Below are 17,681 nucleotides of genomic sequence, written 5' to 3'. Positions count from 1 at the left end.
ACTAACCTTATGAAGGCAGTTTAATTTGCTTGTTATCTATTGATTCTTTATATAATACGATCGTGTTACCTATTATTTGAACTAATTCAGCCTTTGTACCATTCACTATATCTTCAGCAACTACGTTACGATCATCTTCACAATTTTGTAGTACACTTATTTTTAATAGTTCTCTTGCTTCTAGTGCTTCACCAATTTGTTTATTCATGTTTTCATTAACCCCACCTTTACCTACTTGAAAAATTGGAGTTAAATGATGAGCTTTTGAACGTAAAAATCTTTTTTGTTTTCCTGTTAGCATGTTGTTCCTCCTAGTTTATTTAACACAATATTTTTCATGCGATCTGTATTTGGAAACATACTGGTCCACGTTTCAAACGCTAGGGCGCCTTGGTAAACAAACATATCTACGCCGTTTTGGACCACTGCTCCATTGTTTTGTGCTTCTGTTAACAATTTTGTTTCAAGTGGATTATAGATAATGTCAGATACGAAATGGTTCTTATTAATGTTTTTTGTACTTATAGGTACAGCATTGGTTTGGGGGCTCATACCTACAGATGTAGTATTAATAATAATGTCATAATGATGTATGCGTGTTTCGGCTTCATGTAAAGTCAACGCCGATGATTGTACATCAAACTGACATTGTTTTACTAACTCTACTGCGGTAGTCATCGTTCGATTGCAAATGTCTATGGTCTGCACTCCATGTTTTGCGAGTGAAAAATAGATCCCTCTAGCAGCTCCACCTGAACCAATGATTAATATCTTTTTGCTATTTAATTGTGATGTAACCATATTAGCTAAAGCACGAACATAGCCTGGTCCATCGGTATTATATCCAATTAATCTTCCATTATTATTTACAACTGTATTAACAGCGCCTATTTGCTCAGCTAGTTGATCAATATCATCTAAGTACTTCATGATACTTACTTTATGTGGTATTGTAACATTAAAACCTGCAATTTGTAGAGCTTTACACCCTAATATTGCATTCTCTAAATTTTCTGGTTCAACATGAAACGCTTGATACTTTGCATCTATCTCTAAATTAGCAAAAGCATCATTATGCATTTGTGGTGACAATGAATGAGCAACTGGACAACCAATTAGTCCAAATAATTTTGTCACTTTTCCTCATCCCCTATTAAAATCTATTTTTAAAGCAGGCTGTATTTGCATTTGTTGTTTGTCGTCGTAAGAAATTGCCACATACATAACAAGCGTTCGTAGCATGCTTTTATGTAAAACAATGACATCAGCAACAAAGTTTACGAAAAAAGACCCTAAATTAAAGTTTAAACACAACATAGTCTATTAGCATCATTTTATCTTGGTTCAAAAACTGTTCTATTTCAGTAACGAATACAACAAAGTTTGTGAAATATACTTAATGTTTAAAGATTTATATTCATTTCGTATTAACTGTTTCATGTGCAACTTCACATAAATTAAAGCAATTGTCAATGATTATATTAGTGACTTTCTAATTGATACACCCACACCTTTCGGTACATGCGCACAAATTGTTAAGCCTGGCTCATCTATAGTTATCCAACCTAAACCAGAAAATACTATATCCATTTTTCTTTCTTTAATCGTAAATTCATGAGCGATTAGGGGTGGAAATTCATCAACATGTTCCTTTCGCGGGGGTTGTAAAAGGTCCCCAGCATGTTTTTTATATAAATCATCTGCATTTTCAAGCTTTGTTCTGTGTATTGCTAAATCATTGGAAACATAACAAACAAATGATGTTCTATTTCCTTTTATAAAGTCAAAGCGTGCTAGACCTCCAAAATATAAAGATTGGCCCTCATTAAGCTGATAAACCTTTGGTTTGATTTCTTTTTTAGGCGAAATAATCTTTAAATCTCGCTTATCAACAAAATGAGCCATTTGATGATGATTTATAATTCCAGGTGTATCGTATAGAGAAGAGCCATCATCTAATGGTACTTCTATCATATCTAATGTAGTTCCAGGAAATTGAGAAGTTGTTATGACATCCTCATCTCCACTAAACTCTTTAATTACTTGATTAATGAATGTAGATTTACCTACATTTGTGCAACCGACAATATATACATCTTTACCATTTCTATATTGTTCAATCATTTCTGCAACTTCACGCACACCGTGACCTTTTGTAGCGCTAATTAAAAACGTGTCAATCGGCTGCAAGCCTAATTCTTTAGCTGATTGCTTCATCCAATTGATCACCTTAGTATGTTTCACAGACTTTGGTAATAAATCAACTTTATTACCGACTAGTAGAATATTTTTATTGCCCACAAACCTGTGTAACCCAGGTAACCAGCTGCCGTTAAAATCAAAGATGTCAACAATTTTCACAACTAATCCATCTGTTTTACTAATTCCATTTAGAATATTTAGAAAATCATCATCTGTTAAGGATACATCTTGAATTTCATTATAGTGTTTTAACCGAAAACATCTTTTACAAATAATATTTCCTTTATTTAGTGCACCCTTTGGTGCATAACCGATTCCATCAGGGTCAATTGTTTGAATGGTTACGCCACAGCCGATACAGCTAATCCGTTCATTTTCCACTTATTTATTCCTCCCAATAAAGCATGCCTTTTCGCTTCATCCAAGCTAAAAGTTGTCTTTCAATTTTACGATTAATTCTAGTGAAAAAACCATCTGTTTGTGCAACAGGTACGACAAGAATCGTGTGATAGCCTCCTCTATTCCCACCTAATATATCTGTTAATAGTTGATCTCCAATAACAACAGTTTCTTCTTTTAAAATCTCCATACTTTTTTGCGCTTTTCCAAATGCACGTTTTAAAGGTTTCCTTGCTTCAAATATGAATGGAATATGCAAAGGATCTGAAAAAGATTTTACCCTTTTTTCATTATTATTTGAAACGATTGTAACTTTAATGCCGCTTTCCTCCATATCTTTAAACCATTCAATTAACCTCGGTGTTGCATTCGGACGGTCCCATTCCACTAATGTGTTATCTAGATCCGTTATCACACCTTTAATTCCTTTTTCCTGAAGGTGTTGCGCTTTAATATCTAATACACTTTTCACGTGTTCATTAGGTAGAAAATGTCTAAGCAATTCAGATACCACCTTAATCTTTTGATTGTCTCTATATAACCTTATTATCATACCTAATTTTGTGTTTAGTTTCAAAACAATCTTTTATTGACATTTTGTCAAACGTTGTTTTATTCAATAATTAGCAAAAAACTTTTCGACAAAATATTCCCTATAAAAAATGTGGATAATTTTATACACATTATACATACTGATTTAACGCCCCTAAAGAAACTTATAAACAACTTACCCACAGGTTGTCCACCTCAAACTGTGGATAACAGAACGGTTGTTCTCTACATTTATTCATGTTAAAGTGAAGATAATCTAATCAACTTACCATAATATGTTTACTCCACATCATTTAGAACTCCAAAAACTATTTTCCTTTAAGCGTTTGTAAAAACGATGACTACTATACCTACTTACATTTAATAAAGGCTGTTTTCACATTGATGACCGTTGTTCGACTTTAGAAAATCACACACCAACATCTTTTAGAGATGAAAGTCGCATTCGCATCACCTTGCTGTTTTACTAAGCTAAAAGTTTACAAAAGAGCCTAAAAAAAGATGACTTGTTTAGGAGGTGACATGCCAATTTGGCAGCTGATATGAAACGTTTATCAGATGAACTTTTAATTCAATCTTATTTTAAAGCGATGGACCTTAAACTTAGCAATGAATTTATCCATTTAATTAAACTCGAAATAAATCGTAGGTCATTGAACAACAAAATAAAAATTCCCTCATAAGAGCAAGCAAACTCCTAGGTCTTAGTTGAACCACAAAGATGCCATTCACTTTCTTGGAAAGTAGGAAATTTTGAAGCTGTGTAAACAGTAAGATTTCTTAATATAGGAATATTTGATTAATGGCTTATATATAATCTCGGACGTTGACATCCCTATAAAATCTAGCTAGAATAGCACTTCTTGCTAATCTCCTCTCTCTTTGCTTTTGATGCTAACTTTGGATTTTTCTTTTCGCAATAGGCTGTTTTCAAATTGATTGTTGTTTTTCGTATTAAGGAAAAAACACGTACACAACTAGAGATATCTTTTCTTCTCTATAGACTTTGAGTGTAACTTACAACACGTCAGTTACTTACTCAAATGTAAGTGTAAAAAAGCAACAATGTAATACGAAAAGAACCTTAAGTAATATCGCCCACCTAAATGAATTTAATCTTACACAGTAACCATCGATAATGTTAAAGACATAGAAGTAAAAACATTAGAATGGTTTGAAGAAAATCATGACAACAATAAGTAATACTTATCAAACATCATAAATAACAAATATTTTACTTATCGTATATAGATTTATAAAATAAAAGAGAATTTAGCAACTTCTAAGATTATAAAGTTGTAGAAAATATATAAATTTTTATTAATAATGGGAGTGGGTTTTATGATCCTTGGTTTACATCACGCTCAGATAACGATTCCAAAAGGGGCTGAAGAAGAGGGAAAAAACTTTTATTGCGGGATTCTTTGTTTACCTGAGAAAGAAAAGCCTGAATCGTTAAAAGGACGTGGAGGGTTTTGGGTAACAGTAGGAGATAGAGATGTACATATAGGTACAGAAGATGGTTTTGACCGCTTATCAACAAAGGCTCATTTAGCTTATCAGGTAGAGAATATATCTTATTGGCGAAACGTGTTAGAACAATATAACATTCAGATCATTGAAGGAGTACCTATTCCAAATTTTGAGCGTTTTGAATTTAGAGATCCGTTCGGAAACAGAGTAGAGATGATTCAAGAAATTTAGGTTCCTTTTTAATTCATATTAGTATTTAGATGAAGAAAACAAAGAGCTTAGGGGTTTCCCCTAAGCTCTTTGTTGATAAGAATTCGCTTGGTGATTAATTGCGATTACGATGAGAAATGATTGTGTTTTCTCGTTCTGCACCTCAATTTCAACACGCTGAACTTCAACAAAACCCCTATGTTATTCAGTTAATTCCATAAATTGCTTGACATCTTCAATAGAGAGTTTTACTGCTTGCTCCCAAAAATCTCTTTGTGTCAAATCAATTCCTAAGTGTTTATGTGCCAACTCTTCAACAGTCATCCTTGCTGTATCTTGTAAAAGAGCGATATACTTTTCTTCAAATTGTTTACCTTCTTCTTGAGACTTTTTATAAATTCCAAGTGAGAATAAATAACCAAATGTATATGGAAAGTTATAAAATGGCACTCCTGTAATATAAAAATGTAGCTTAGAAGCCCAAAAATGCGGATGATATTGCTCTAATGAGTCACAATAAGCTTCTTTTTGTGCTTGAAGCATTAGTTCATTTAGTCGTTTTGTACTAACCATACCTTTTTTACGCTCTTCGTAAAACGCAGTTTCAAACATAAATCTAGCATGTATATTCATATAAAAGGCTACACTTCGCTGAATTTTATCCTCAAGTAAAGCAATCTTTTCTTCCTTTGAATTTGCCTGCTGCACTGCTGCATCTGCCACAATCATTTCAGCAAATGTTGATGCTGTCTCAGCAACATTCATTGCATAACTTTGATTTAGTGGATGTACATCACCCATCGCATGTTGATGGAAAGCATGTCCTAGCTCGTGTGCCAAAGTTGATACATTTGATGGTGTACCAGAGAAAGTCATAAAAATACGAGATTCATCACTATCAGGAAAACTTGTGCAAAAGCCACCTGGTCGTTTTCCTGATCGATCTTCTGCTTCAATCCATCTATTATTAAATGCTTTTTGTGTAAAATCAGTAATTTGTTCCCCAAATAAGCCAAATTGTTTTAAGATGAACTCTGCACCTTCTTGATAAGTAACTGTTGAGTCAGTTTTACCAACAGGTGCGTCCAAATCACTCCAGCTTAGTTTTTCTACATTTAACAGTTTTGCTTTTCTATTTAAATAGTCGACAAATGGTTGCTTAAGATCTGTAATAACTGACCACATCGTATCCAATGTTTGTTTGCTCATACGATTAATGTCAAGCGGTTCTTTTAAGACATCATCCCAACCTCTTTTGTTGTATACTTGTAAGCGAAAACCTCCTAAATGGTTTAATATTTCGCTATAAAAATCAGCTTGCTCTCCCCAAGCTTGCTCCCATTTTTCAAACATGCTCTCCCTTGTATCTTTATCCTTACTTGAAAATTGATTGGCAGCTTGACCTATTGATAAATTTTGGAGTTTTCCATCTACTTCAAATGGGATTTTCATCTTACCAACAGCTAAATTATACATTTGTCCCCAAGAGTGATAACCATCAACAGATAAAGAATTTATAAGCTCTTCTTGTTCAATGGGTAGCTTTTCACTTGCACGTTTCCTGCGTTCAGTTAATACATATGACAGTTCTGCTAATAATGGATCTAATAGTAATTGATCCCACACTTCATCACTTATTGACACAAGATGTTCATCAAAGTGTGTAGTAATCGTTGCAAAAGCTGCATTCAATTGGGTAATTTCACCACGTAATATGTTAGCTTTCACATCAGAAGTATCTTGTGCCTGAAGACAGCTTACAAATGCACCCGTCTGTCTAATTTTCTTTGCAACTGATTGAAAGAGATCAATAAGATTATGTAAACCTTCTACATCATTCCCACTGCTAGGTGATTCAAATGTCTGTACAGCATTTTGAAACTCCTTCATATTCATTTCAATTTGTTCAATATAATTTTGTAAGTCCTCAGAATCACTTCCACCTTTAAAAATAGACTCTAAGTCCCATGTATCTAAATAAGCATTATTCATTCTGACATACCTCTCCTCTATAAAATTATTATATCTTCATATTATTTTATTCTATAAAAAAATTCAAATAACTTAATTCGCTACTAATAGCATTTATAATTGTTTAAATTGCCTTTTTTGCTGGGACAGACACAAAATCCACATCACGCTCATAAGAATTATTAATAGGCTTTTGCCTAGAGAATGAATGTGGAGGTGATTGGGTGACAGAAATTTTATCCGCATTAGGTTATTTCATAAAGGAGTTAGTTTTTTTAGTATCACATGTAAAAAACAATGCCTTTCCACAACCGTTGTCTCCCTCTGAAGAAAAAAAATATTTACAGCTCATGGCGAATGGTGACGAACATGCAAGAAACATATTAATTGAACATAACTTACGTTTAGTTGCACATATTGTGAAAAAATTTGAAAACACTGGTGAAGATGCAGAAGATTTAATTTCCATCGGTACGATAGGTTTAATTAAAGCAATCGAGAGTTACTCTTCAGGAAAAGGAACAAAACTTGCGACATATGCAGCTAGATGTATTGAAAACGAGATACTTATGCATTTAAGAGCTTTGAAAAAAACTAAAAAAGATGTCTCACTTCATGATCCAATTGGGCAAGATAAAGAAGGAAATGAGATTAGCTTGATTGATGTATTAAAATCAGAAGCTGAAGACGTGATTGAAACGATTCAATTAAATATGGAGTTAGAAAAGATTAAAGAATATATTGATATACTTGATGAACGAGAAAGGGAAGTCATTATTGGACGGTTTGGTCTAGATCTAAAAAAAGAAAAAACTCAACGGGAAATTGCAAAAGAATTAGGTATATCTCGAAGCTACGTTTCTCGCATTGAAAAAAGAGCATTAATGAAAATGTTCCATGAATTTTATCGAGCTGAAAAAGAAAGAGGGAGAAAATAAAACAACGAAATTTATTACACCTACGATAAGCCTACAACTATAGAGTAATATTTTCGTTGTCCTTGCAACTGTGATTATTTTTGTTTATCTTTTTGCAGTTTTCTATTTTTGAATATCTTCCCTATATAAAAAACACCAATTAATATAGTAATGATCAAGAGCCATATTGGAGAGTAGCCAATAATAAGCACAAGCATTGTAGAGGCAAAACTGATCAGTCCATTAATACTTTCTACAAATTCTTTTTTTACTTTATCCCAAGTGTTTAACTCGTCGTTATCAATATTAGCTATAACGACTTTGTTTTCAATCATTGACACAGTCACTGTCGATAGACTAGTTTGGTTATCTAAATATTTAATCCTACCAACAAGATGCTCGATTTCCTCTTGAACTCTCTCTAAGTCTTGTGAGATGGCAAGTACATCTTTTGTCTCCTTGGCATCTTTTAAAAATTGTAATAATCTATCCTCTACAATCCTTTTTGACTTTAATCTTGATTGTAAATCGACATATTCTTCTGTCACATCTTCGCCAGAGATATTTTTTGAATAAACTTTCACGCTTAATTGTTCAAGTTTATCTAGAAATGAGTAAAAGTTATTTTGAGGAATCCGTAATACTACTGCACCTTCAAGCTGTTCTTTATGTTCGTTATACACATTTGATTGAACGATATAACCCCCGATAGCTTCAGCATCAATTTGAATTTGCTTAAACGTTCGTTCATAATCCTCCACTTCCATCCTTATATTAGCTTGATAAATAACCATTCTGTCTTGGTTTGGATTATTTGTTATCTCTGTTTCGTTTGGTGCAGATTCTTCTGATGTGGTTAAGTCCATTGCTATTTCAGCTGTATTTTCATTTGATAAACTTGCTTTACCTTCATTGTACGAGCTACAACCAAATAATAGTAAATTGATAAAAACAACCATACAAAGCTTTTTAAATATATGCTTCAAGACTACCACCCTCACCTTTTATTGATAGACTATCTTGTAAACTCTGTTGTTAGCTAATAAAAAATTCTATGATGAAGTAGTGGTGTTAGGTTTACATCGTTTTAAAGAAAGTAAACCAAAATCTAGTTGTTGGTGTTTTTTTACTATTTAAGAAAGGGCTATTTTCATATACTTTGTAGCTTTTTTCACATTTATTTGAGTAAATGGTGTATTTGATATGATTTATAGATTTTTGAGAAGTAAGGAGACCACGCACGCAATAAGTATACGTGTCTATATCTAAGAACCAAAAACAACAGTCAATGCGAAAACAGCCTAAAAAACAACGAGCTATTAGAAAACAGTCTATTAAAAGCATAGACGAATTTTGGAACCATTTTGTTACATTTATATCTAAAAAGGTTGTTGTGGCGTTGAACACTATGATATAAGCAAGCATTCAGAATATATTTCATCTTTAATAACGATAATAGCTGTATCATCCCTCGAGCCGTTCTAAATTAGCACAATTAGCAAAAAAATTTCGAAAAAAGCACCTACAATCATGGTTTGATATACTAAGCTACATTTCTAAAGCAAGCTTTAATTACTGATTGAGTAGTTCACCGAAGTTATTTTCTGAGACGACTTTGAACCCATGGCTCTCCAACAATGCAGCTGTAACTCCGTTACCAGCTATTTTCATCCCATTAAAATCCCCATTGTAAATGTGTGTGGAACCACAAGAAGGGCTATTTTCCTTCAAGACTACAGTAGATGCTTTATATTGTTTAGCGATTTTTAACGTATCGTAAGCACCCTTTATGAATTGTTCAGTAACATCCTGTCCTGAAATTGATAGTACTTTTGCATCTCCACTAAGAACATCTTTGCCACAGCCACCGACAATTTCAGCTGGTTCCCTAGGAGTAGCTAAGCCTCCTAACACTTCTGGACATACCGCTACAGCCTTTTTCTTATCAACTAAATCTTTTATTAAATGATGTAAACTATGATTTCCATCATAACGACACTCATTTCCTGCTAAACAAGCGCTTACTAATATCATTTATATGCGGCCTCCCTATGAAAATGTTCATCCTTACTATTTATTTTATCACATGAACTTGTCATGATTTTAAAAGTGATAACACATATCAATATTTATACTGTAGAGGTTGTAATTTATAAATATATGAAAAAGTGTTATAGTTAACTGAAACTTTACGTAAATATGCTCGTATTTATAAAGTGATAACAATAAGGGGGAACCTACTAGTGAAGCGAACAGGAGAAATAGTTTTAAGTATAATCGGAGCCGTACTTAGTGGCTTTTTAGCAATTATAGGAGGGGCATTTACTTATTTAATGACCAATGAAGCATTTTTACAGGAGTTAGAGGCACAATTTGCTACTGACCCTCAGCTTGCTACATTCAATATCGCAGACTTGATGGAAATTATAGGTAATACCGGGTGGATTGTTGTAGCTGCCGGTATGATTGGTTTAGTATTAAGTATCATTGCAGCCTTTTGTTTAAAAGGAAATAATAAGCCAAAGCTTGCTGGGACTTTGTTAATTATTGCTGCATTATTAGTCGCCTTAATGACTGTGTTATTTGCATGGCCAATCGCTCTACTGTTCTTAATTGCAGGGATTATGAGTTTAGTACGTAAGCCGAAGCAAAACATATACGATTAAGAAATGATGAAATCGATTTTTAGCCTTATGACCGATTTCCATTATAAAAAAGAATTAGGTGTGAACACCTAATTCTTTTTTATAATTAAATTTCTTCACTAATTTCAGTACCAATTACTATGCCGATAACAACGGTAATCGTTATGCCCATCACGATTGCAAACATACGCTCACTCCCCTTTGTAAAAGAATGACCCAATATCTCTCTATATTCAATTTACCACATATTTAACTTTAATAAATTTAGTAACTGTGAAAGTTCTGTTACTAATTTTTTTCAGCATTCTTGTTGAATACAATAATACTAATACAGCTAGTAGAAAGGGGGAGCATGAAACCTATAGCTTTGTGCTCACTCTTCCTGATCGCGTATATACCCGCCAATAATCTGTTAGTTTCGAAAGGCTCATGTCGAACACTCTTCTGCTATATAATTCATAGGCTTTTCTCGTAGACTTATGAAATTCTAACAAAAGGGAATTAAAGCTATTCTCATCTTTGTATAGAAAAAAAGATGCCACAAATGATAGTTGTATACGGAGTGCATTTCCTAGTACGAAAAACAACAATCGATGTGAAAACAATCAATCTATATGTTATTATCGACTGTCGAGCCGCGAACTCAAGTTGTAAACTGCATAACCATAAAATGCAAAACAGTCAATTTTTTAACTTAATATTTTAATTACGGAGTAATAGTTCTACAATCATTACATTTCCTCTGGAGCTTCAATTCCCAACAATCTTAAGCCTTCTTGTAAAACGATCATTACTGAAGTTACTAGTCCAAGTCGAGATATCAGCTCGCTATCTTTGACTAACACCTTCACATTACCGTAATATTTATTAAATTCTTGTGCTAGGTCAATTAGGTATTTTGCAATTTGGGATGGTTCAAATTTTTCATAGCTTCTCTTAATTACATTTGGAAAGTCTATTAACAATTTAATGACTGACCAACTAAGTTCATCAGCTAAACCTTCTATATTGTGTAACTGTTCTTGTCCCGATTTTCTTATCAAAGAGTTAGCTCTTGCATGAGTGTATTGGACGTAAGGTCCTGTCTCCCCTTCAAACTTTAACATCTCTTCCATTGAGAATTCTACATTATTTAATCTTTCATTTTTTAAATCGTGAAAAATAAGTGAACCGATAGCAACCATTTTAGCTACTTTGTCTTTATTTATTAGTTTTGGGTTTTTCATTTCTATACTGTGTTTAGCTAGACTGATTGTTTCGTTTATAACCTCCTCAAGTAGAACAACTTTTCCTTTTCTCGTCGACATCTTCTTACCGTCTTTTAAAATAAAGCCAAATGGAATGTGAACGAGATTGTTCGACCATGTAAAACCTAGCTTTTTTAAAACAGCAAAGACTTGATTAAAATGAAGACTTTGTTCATGGCCAACAACATACAATGCCTTGCTAAACTGATACGTTTCTTTTCTATATATAGCAGCTGTTAAATCTCTCGTTGCATATAGAGTTGCACCGTCAGATTTTTTGATTAAACACGGTGGATAATTATACTCACTTAGATCAACAACATCTGCACCTTCTGATTCGGAAAGTAACCCAGACTTCACAAGTAAGTTCAGCGTTTCTTCCATTTTATCATTGTAAAAAGCTTCGCCATGATAAGAATCAAACTTGATACCTAGTAAATTATAAATACTCGAAAATTCTTTAAGTGATTCATCACGAAACCAATTCCATAGTTCGATTGCATGTTCATCTCCATCTTCAAGTTTCTTGAACCACAATCTTGCTTCATCTTCCAAGTGTTTATCTTTTTCAGCCTCATCATGAAATTTGACGTACAATTCCAATAACTGTTTAATTGGATTCTCTTTTACTTTCTCTTCATTTCCCCAGTGTTTATAAGCAACTATTAATTTACCAAATTGTGTACCCCAATCCCCTAAATGATTAACTTTAATGGATTGAAATCCACATTTTTCTGCTATAAGTGCCAGTGAATTTCCTATAACTGTTGATCTTAAATGTCCCATAGAAAATGGCTTAGCGATATTTGGGGATGAAAAATCAATAACTACATTTTCACCATTTCCAATATTTAAAGTTCCAAAATGATTACCTTGTTTTAGGATTATAGCCATTACTTCTTTACTAACTTCCTTTTTATTCAAAAAAACATTTACATATGGACCATCAGCTACAACTTTATCAAATAATGTGTGGCTAACCTGTTCAGCTATTTCTTTAGCAATATGATTTGGAGATTTTCGAAACTTTTTGGCTAAGGAAAAGCACGGAAAAGCAATATCACCCTGAGTATGAAACTTTGGTCTTTCAATTATCTGTAACGTCTCTTCATAAGTTATAACATCCTTTAAAACTTGTGAAATTTCCTTAGCATATATTTCTGAATAATTCATTTGCTTCATCTCCTACCTGTTATTTTCATCAGTACGTTTACTGTCCAAGTCTCTACGTCTACTGTCCATACTCGGGAATGTGAAATCTTGTTTCAAAAGGGTATACCTACAGTAATGTGTGGTTAACTATGTAACTAGAGCAGATCATATTCTTTCCGGAACTCTTGTAGCTTGATTTTTAATAGCAGGAAAAATATGAATTACCTTTTTTATTTAGTACACCCCTTCTGATAAAACTAAAAAATCCCGCCTCTTAAAAGAGACGAGATTTTCCCCGCGGTACCACTCTAATTGTTCAAATTGAACCATCTTAATGTCATTGATAACGGTTGATTAACCGGCATACCCTACTTGTACAAGGTTATTTAAATAAAAATAACGCTAATACTTTTTCGGACTGCTTCTCCGAAGTACGTTTCATTATGAATAATCGATTAGGCTTTCACCATCCCTAACTCGCTACACGTATATTCAAAATTACTGTCTTCTTCAACGAATGAATTATTTTTACAAATTATAAATAAAGTTTAGAAATATTTCAAGGTTATTTATTCCATAATTTTTTTTATTCTCATTTATTTTTCTACATCATGTTGTAAATTGTTTTGTATTTTATCTAAAAATGCTAGTTGTAATTCGTTCTGAGAATAAATACTTTCAAATGTGGCTTTAGTAATCGGAGATAGTTCACCCATTGCTTTCTCCTTATGTTCTTCTCCTTCTCTTAAAGCTGTACGTTTTACACTATTGGATAGCTAGTCATTTTGATTTGGCAATAAAATGTGTAAGTCCCACAGTTAACAAAGGCTGCAAAATAGTTTAACGAATGAATAGCAAGATCTTTTCGTAAACTTTATTGCTAAATTTTACAAAATTAAAAATTGATTCCTATTTGTTAATAGAAAAGTTGTAAGGAACAACCAGTTGAATACGTGTTGATGCCCTACAATAGATGAGCCACAGCAATTTGGCTGTGGCTTAGTTTCCATTTAATTTTAACAAACTAATTTTCCCTGCTAAAGTTTCTGCTGTCGTTGGACCAACTATTTTTTCTCGGATAATGCCGCTTGGGTCAATGATAAAAGTTTCAGGCTGGCCAACTACTAAATAATTTTTTGAGACATTATCATCTGTATCAAATAAATACAGTGTTGTTGAATTATGTTTTTTTATAAATTTTTCAACACGACTTTTAGGTTCTCCACGGTCGATAATAAGAAGCTTATACTTATCTCCATATTGTTGATGAAAGGCTTCGAGTTCAGGTTCTTCATCTACACACGGCTTACACCATGTAGCGAAAAAATTTAATACAACGAATTGCCCCTGATAGTCAGATAAAGTATGAGTATCTCCATCTAAATCCTCTAGTGTGAAATCATAAGCTGAGTCACCAACCTTAACTCCTTTGACTCCTTGTATTCCTGAAGCTAAAAAGAAAAATACGGCTGCCACCAAGCATAGTACTATGATTTGAATCATTCTTCTTTTGTTCATACAAATCATCCTCTAAACTGGATTTATCATCATTAAGAGTTACGTTCTACCAGTTGATGAATACAGTTAACAGCACAATCAAAAAGGACGTGTACTGTTAATTCAATACTAATATTGAAGTTTACTAGAACGAGCTTATTGCTTCTCTAACTCTTGTATATAATCTAATTCTTTTTCTAGTTTTCTTTGCCGTTTCCCAAGCATAACTACATATCCAGCAATTAAGACCCATGCAATTGTGTATGCACTAAATAAATACCCCATTTTCAGTTCCTCCTCTTTATTGTTTATTTACTATTCCATCGTACGCATAGCACCTTTAGCTATGAAAGTACTTTCCTTAGTCGCCTATCCTATACCAGACAGAAAATAATCTCCCCTGCAAATAGTTAATTAAGGTCTAGTGAATTTGGATTCTGTAAACCTACATATGCTACGGTATTTTTCGTTACTACCTTTTACGAAATTTTATTCATTAACTTCTCTTGAATAGCTTTCTTATTTTGAGCGATCGCAATTTTTGCTTTTTCTATATAAATACCTTTTTGGAGTAAAACAATATACAACAAAGTAATAAAACCTAGCGTAAATAACAATGTGAATAACATTTCAGGCTCAATTCCGCCTCCTTGTTGTGTCGGACCATCACCAAACACGATTGGATGAAGCTTTGAGTTCCACCAACGTATTGCCATAAATACGATTGGAACATCAATAAAACCAATAATTCCAAATACTGAGGCTAATCTTGCTTTCTTTTCCCATGCTCCGTCCATACGACGAACCATAATATAAGATACATAAATAAACCATAAAATCAATGTCGTTGTTAATCTAGGCTCCCAAGTCCACCATGTATTCCATGCACTTCGTCCCCAAATAGGTCCAGTTGTTAAGACGATAGTTGTAAAAACAACACCAATTTCAGCCGAAATTCCTGCAATGATATCATAAATTCTCTTCCTTTTTATAAGGTATAAAATACTATAAACAAACACGACTCCAAAAGCCAAAAACGCAACCCAAGCTGAACCTACGTGAAAATAAAATATTTTTTGTACTACGCCCATCGTAACTTCGACTGGAGACCATATAAATATTAAAAACATTGTTACTACACCTATTGGAATTGTTAACCAAAGAAGTATCTTATGAAGTTTTGATTCTGATTGCCAAACCACATTATTCTTTGTCATTTTTCACACCTCCATCACATATTCAAATAATAAGAAACAAATAACAAAAAACACAAGATCATACCCAATCATCAATTGCATCCACGATATAGCACTTGATAAATTCTCAAGATTAACTAGCAATATTTTTGTTGCCTGCACAGCTGCAATAATAATCGGACTAACTATAGGAAATAAGACAATTGGTAATAGCATTTCACTACTCCTTGAATTAGCAGTTAATGCAGCTAAAAATGTACCAATGCTTATAAAACCAAAAGTTCCTAAAAAGATAACTGCTAAAAATAAGGGAACGTTTCCTAGTAAGCGAAAATCAAATAAGATAAATAATAATGGTATAGAAATCAATTGAACTAATAGTACAAAAATGAAATTAGCGAGCATTTTGCCAAAATAAATACTTGAAGGATCAATAGGTGCGACAATCATTCCATGTAAGCTATCTTGATTTTTTTCAGCTAAAAATGAGCGGTTCAACCCTAATATTCCAGCAAAGATAGTAATGACCCATACCATTCCAGGTACCACTGCTTTGACAGCATTACTCGTAGGGTCAAATGCAAAGCTAAAAGTCACAATAACAAGCCCTGAAAAGATTAACATAGTACTTAATAGTTGTTTTGTTTTCCACTCAGAATATAGATCTTTCCAAGCGATAATCCATGCAGATTTAAGTAGTTTAATCATGTTAACTCACCAGTCCTGCATACATTTCTTTGATATCTTTCACGTTTTTTGCACCTGAAATAGCAAAATCATCAATTAACAATCCTTGTTTCATAACGATTGCTTTATCACATGTTTCAATGAGTTGATGGAAATCATGTGTAACCATAATTATAGTTGTACCTTCCTGCTTCAATTGCAAAATAACATTATTTAAAATTGAAACTGCCCGTTGATCTAACCCAGTATGTGGTTCATCTAGAAGTAGAATACTAGGTGAATGAATAATCGCTCTAGCAATCGCAATTCTTTGTAGCATTCCTCTTGAAAATGAGCGAACAGGCTCATGCATAAATAAGCTTAAACCTACCATAGAAATGAGTTCTTTTGCTCTTACCTCAATATCTTCTACATCATAGAGTTTTCCGTAATAAACTAGATTCTCAATCGGTGAAAAGTGATCATATAAGTAACTGCTATGTGATAAGAATCCAATTGTTTTCTTAATAACCTCTTCGTTCGCTTTTAGCTTCATATTATTTATCAAAACATCACCAGATGTCGCCTCCAGCAATCCACTAATTATTTTTAATACTGTACTTTTCCCTGCTCCGTTGGGACCTAGTAAAGCGGTCGTTTCCCCTTCTTTTACTGTTAGATTGACTCCACGTAGAATCTCTTTCTCCCCTATCTTTTTCGTTAGCAAAGATGTTTTTATCACGCAGATCCCTCCAATCTATTCAGTCATTTGTTTTATATTAAATTTCACTTTAATTAACATATCTTTATAAGCATTAAACTGTTCATTGAACTTATCTTCAGATATTTTTCCTGCTTTCAGTTCATCTTCTAAATCGATCATTTTCGTCATAATTGCATCGCGCTTTCCAAGCAATTGTTGAAAAATCTTCTCCTCTTTATCCTCAGTCAAAGAAATTTGCCTATTCTGGTCTTTTTGACGAAAGTAAATGAAAAACAGCCCTCCTCCAATTATGATTACACCAAGAATAATTAATAATATATGTGGGTTAAATTGTCTTAATGGTGAATCAAACCACATTCGTAAATGTCCTGGATTATGAAAGCTTGGAGAAGTTTGTGTGACTGCAGCACTCATCATAAAAATGCTTTTCACCTTACTTCCCTCCCCGCTGTTTTCTCGTTTGATCAAGTTCATTAGCTATTTCATTTTCTATATCCTTTTTAACTTGTTCAGGCATATTTTTTATTGTATTAGCAACATGAACATCGTCTACTAACGTTTCCTCCTCCATAATAGGAAGAAGCATTTTTTCGTAGTTATTTTTTAATTTCTCATAATCTTCTGTCGATAATTTTTTCATGTTATAATCCATTTCGAGTTCATTTAGTGTCGCAAATATTTCTTCTTTTTTTATGATATCTACTTCATCTATCATGCTTTCATGAAAAGTTACATTCTTTTTTGACAGCAGTGGAGATATTACTAAATAACTACAAACTACTACTAATAATGTGGCTGTTATAATTGAGACTAGATCCATATCAATCACA

At 33.2% G+C, this 17,681-nt stretch carries 19 protein-coding genes and 1 other annotated feature; of the genes, 4 read left to right on the top strand and 15 right to left on the bottom strand.

The features are described from left to right. Window positions 1-7: 7 nt before the first annotated feature. The 4 genes from yhbY to SLH48_RS01765 form a co-directional block, all read right to left on the bottom strand. Window positions 8-301 (bottom strand): ribosome assembly RNA-binding protein YhbY, encoded by a 294-nt coding sequence (yhbY, locus tag SLH48_RS01780; RefSeq protein ID WP_214480347.1) that lies wholly within the window; start codon window positions 299-301, stop codon window positions 8-10. Continuing rightward, window positions 295-1,137, bottom strand: a complete 843-nt coding sequence (aroE, locus tag SLH48_RS01775; protein ID WP_214480348.1) for a shikimate dehydrogenase — start codon at window positions 1,135-1,137, stop codon at window positions 295-297. Before aroE ends, yhbY begins: the two co-directional genes overlap by 7 nt. A gap of 339 nt (window positions 1,138-1,476) precedes the next feature. Further along, the gene (gene yqeH / locus SLH48_RS01770; RefSeq protein ID WP_320256807.1) at window positions 1,477-2,583 is read right to left on the bottom strand and encodes a ribosome biogenesis GTPase YqeH; all 1,107 of its coding nucleotides are present in this window, start codon (window positions 2,581-2,583) and stop codon (window positions 1,477-1,479) included. A gap of 4 nt (window positions 2,584-2,587) precedes the next feature. After that, window positions 2,588-3,103, bottom strand: a complete 516-nt coding sequence (locus SLH48_RS01765) for a YqeG family HAD IIIA-type phosphatase (RefSeq protein WP_214480350.1) — start codon at window positions 3,101-3,103, stop codon at window positions 2,588-2,590. A 592-nt stretch (window positions 3,104-3,695) separates the two neighbouring features. Between SLH48_RS01765 and SLH48_RS01760 the strand changes: the two genes are divergently transcribed. Continuing rightward, on the top strand, window positions 3,696-3,836 hold the full coding sequence (locus SLH48_RS01760; RefSeq protein ID WP_214480351.1) for a sporulation histidine kinase inhibitor Sda: 141 nt from the start codon (window positions 3,696-3,698) through the stop codon (window positions 3,834-3,836). A 658-nt stretch (window positions 3,837-4,494) separates the two neighbouring features. Then, on the top strand, window positions 4,495-4,857 hold the full coding sequence (locus tag SLH48_RS01755) for a VOC family protein (RefSeq protein WP_320256806.1): 363 nt from the start codon (window positions 4,495-4,497) through the stop codon (window positions 4,855-4,857). 180 nt (window positions 4,858-5,037) lie between these two features. Here the strand turns inward: SLH48_RS01755 and SLH48_RS01750 are convergent, their stop codons facing one another. Continuing rightward, complete coding sequence (locus tag SLH48_RS01750) at window positions 5,038-6,828, bottom strand: M3 family oligoendopeptidase (protein ID WP_320256805.1); 1,791 nt, start codon at window positions 6,826-6,828, stop codon at window positions 5,038-5,040. Between the two features lie 203 nt (window positions 6,829-7,031). Here SLH48_RS01750 and sigK point away from each other — a divergent pair, with 203 nt between their 5' ends. After that, window positions 7,032-7,745: an RNA polymerase sporulation sigma factor SigK gene (gene sigK, locus SLH48_RS01745; protein ID WP_214480356.1), complete on the top strand. Its 714-nt coding sequence runs from the start codon at window positions 7,032-7,034 to the stop codon at window positions 7,743-7,745. A 74-nt stretch (window positions 7,746-7,819) separates the two neighbouring features. Here sigK and SLH48_RS01740 read toward each other — a convergent pair whose 3' ends face one another. Both SLH48_RS01740 and SLH48_RS01735 read right to left on the bottom strand, forming a co-directional pair. Beyond that, a complete protein-coding gene (locus SLH48_RS01740; protein ID WP_320256804.1) occupies window positions 7,820-8,710 on the bottom strand; it encodes a DUF4349 domain-containing protein in 891 nt (296 codons plus the stop codon). 586 nt (window positions 8,711-9,296) lie between these two features. Beyond that, on the bottom strand, window positions 9,297-9,758 hold the full coding sequence (locus tag SLH48_RS01735; RefSeq protein ID WP_320256803.1) for a DUF523 domain-containing protein: 462 nt from the start codon (window positions 9,756-9,758) through the stop codon (window positions 9,297-9,299). A 209-nt stretch (window positions 9,759-9,967) separates the two neighbouring features. On the opposite strand from SLH48_RS01735, the gene SLH48_RS01730 reads away from it, so the two are divergent. Further along, complete coding sequence (locus SLH48_RS01730; RefSeq protein ID WP_320256802.1) at window positions 9,968-10,390, top strand: DUF4064 domain-containing protein; 423 nt, start codon at window positions 9,968-9,970, stop codon at window positions 10,388-10,390. Window positions 10,391-11,100: 710 nt separating this feature from the next. On the opposite strand, the gene argS is transcribed toward SLH48_RS01730, so the two are convergent. The 8 genes from argS to SLH48_RS01690 form a co-directional block, all read right to left on the bottom strand. Next, window positions 11,101-12,789 (bottom strand): arginine--tRNA ligase, encoded by a 1,689-nt coding sequence (gene argS / locus SLH48_RS01725; RefSeq protein WP_320256801.1) that lies wholly within the window; start codon window positions 12,787-12,789, stop codon window positions 11,101-11,103. A 255-nt stretch (window positions 12,790-13,044) separates the two neighbouring features. After that, window positions 13,045-13,291: a binding site (T-box leader), on the bottom strand. 476 nt (window positions 13,292-13,767) lie between these two features. Continuing rightward, the gene (locus SLH48_RS01720) at window positions 13,768-14,286 is read right to left on the bottom strand and encodes a TlpA family protein disulfide reductase (RefSeq protein ID WP_320256800.1); all 519 of its coding nucleotides are present in this window, start codon (window positions 14,284-14,286) and stop codon (window positions 13,768-13,770) included. 135 nt (window positions 14,287-14,421) lie between these two features. Then, entirely contained in the window at window positions 14,422-14,550 is a 129-nt protein-coding gene (locus SLH48_RS01715) for a CcmD family protein (protein WP_214480365.1), read from the bottom strand. Between the two features lie 194 nt (window positions 14,551-14,744). Next, window positions 14,745-15,482 (bottom strand): cytochrome c biogenesis protein, encoded by a 738-nt coding sequence (locus SLH48_RS01710; protein ID WP_320256799.1) that lies wholly within the window; start codon window positions 15,480-15,482, stop codon window positions 14,745-14,747. A 3-nt stretch (window positions 15,483-15,485) separates the two neighbouring features. Beyond that, window positions 15,486-16,169, bottom strand: a complete 684-nt coding sequence (locus SLH48_RS01705; RefSeq protein WP_320256798.1) for a heme exporter protein CcmB — start codon at window positions 16,167-16,169, stop codon at window positions 15,486-15,488. Window position 16,170: 1 nt separating this feature from the next. Continuing rightward, window positions 16,171-16,869, bottom strand: a complete 699-nt coding sequence (locus SLH48_RS01700; RefSeq protein ID WP_320256797.1) for an ABC transporter ATP-binding protein — start codon at window positions 16,867-16,869, stop codon at window positions 16,171-16,173. 15 nt (window positions 16,870-16,884) lie between these two features. Then, window positions 16,885-17,283: a hypothetical protein gene (locus tag SLH48_RS01695; protein WP_320256796.1), complete on the bottom strand. Its 399-nt coding sequence runs from the start codon at window positions 17,281-17,283 to the stop codon at window positions 16,885-16,887. Between the two features lies 1 nt (window position 17,284). After that, window positions 17,285-17,671 carry a hypothetical protein gene (locus SLH48_RS01690; RefSeq protein ID WP_320256795.1) on the bottom strand — a complete coding sequence of 129 codons (387 nt, stop codon included), beginning with the start codon at window positions 17,669-17,671 and terminating at the stop codon, window positions 17,285-17,287. Between the last annotated feature and the right edge of the window lie 10 nt (window positions 17,672-17,681).

The sequence above is a fragment of the Cytobacillus sp. IB215316 genome (assembly GCF_033963865.1).
In the GTDB taxonomy this organism is placed as follows: domain Bacteria; phylum Bacillota; class Bacilli; order Bacillales; family SM2101; genus Nanhaiella; species Nanhaiella sioensis.
Note: the sequence above shows the minus strand (reverse complement) of the source record. Positions and strands in the feature narration are given on the sequence as shown.

Excerpts from the sequence above, each read along its gene's own strand:
- yhbY (WP_214480347.1), bottom strand. The coding sequence starts at position 301 with ATGCTAACAGGAAAACAAAAAAGATTTTTACGTTCAAAAGCTCATCAT.
- SLH48_RS01760 (WP_214480351.1), top strand. The coding sequence starts at position 3,696 with ATGAAACGTTTATCAGATGAACTTTTAATTCAATCTTATTTTAAAGCG.
- SLH48_RS01755 (WP_320256806.1), top strand. The coding sequence starts at position 4,495 with ATGATCCTTGGTTTACATCACGCTCAGATAACGATTCCAAAAGGGGCT.
- SLH48_RS01750 (WP_320256805.1), bottom strand. The coding sequence starts at position 6,828 with ATGAATAATGCTTATTTAGATACATGGGACTTAGAGTCTATTTTTAAA.
- SLH48_RS01735 (WP_320256803.1), bottom strand. The coding sequence starts at position 9,758 with ATGATATTAGTAAGCGCTTGTTTAGCAGGAAATGAGTGTCGTTATGAT.
- argS (WP_320256801.1), bottom strand. The coding sequence starts at position 12,789 with ATGAATTATTCAGAAATATATGCTAAGGAAATTTCACAAGTTTTAAAG.
- SLH48_RS01720 (WP_320256800.1), bottom strand. The coding sequence starts at position 14,286 with ATGAACAAAAGAAGAATGATTCAAATCATAGTACTATGCTTGGTGGCA.
- SLH48_RS01715 (WP_214480365.1), bottom strand. The coding sequence starts at position 14,550 with ATGGGGTATTTATTTAGTGCATACACAATTGCATGGGTCTTAATTGCT.
- SLH48_RS01710 (WP_320256799.1), bottom strand. The coding sequence starts at position 15,482 with ATGACAAAGAATAATGTGGTTTGGCAATCAGAATCAAAACTTCATAAG.
- SLH48_RS01705 (WP_320256798.1), bottom strand. The coding sequence starts at position 16,169 with ATGATTAAACTACTTAAATCTGCATGGATTATCGCTTGGAAAGATCTA.
- SLH48_RS01690 (WP_320256795.1), bottom strand. The coding sequence starts at position 17,671 with ATGGATCTAGTCTCAATTATAACAGCCACATTATTAGTAGTAGTTTGT.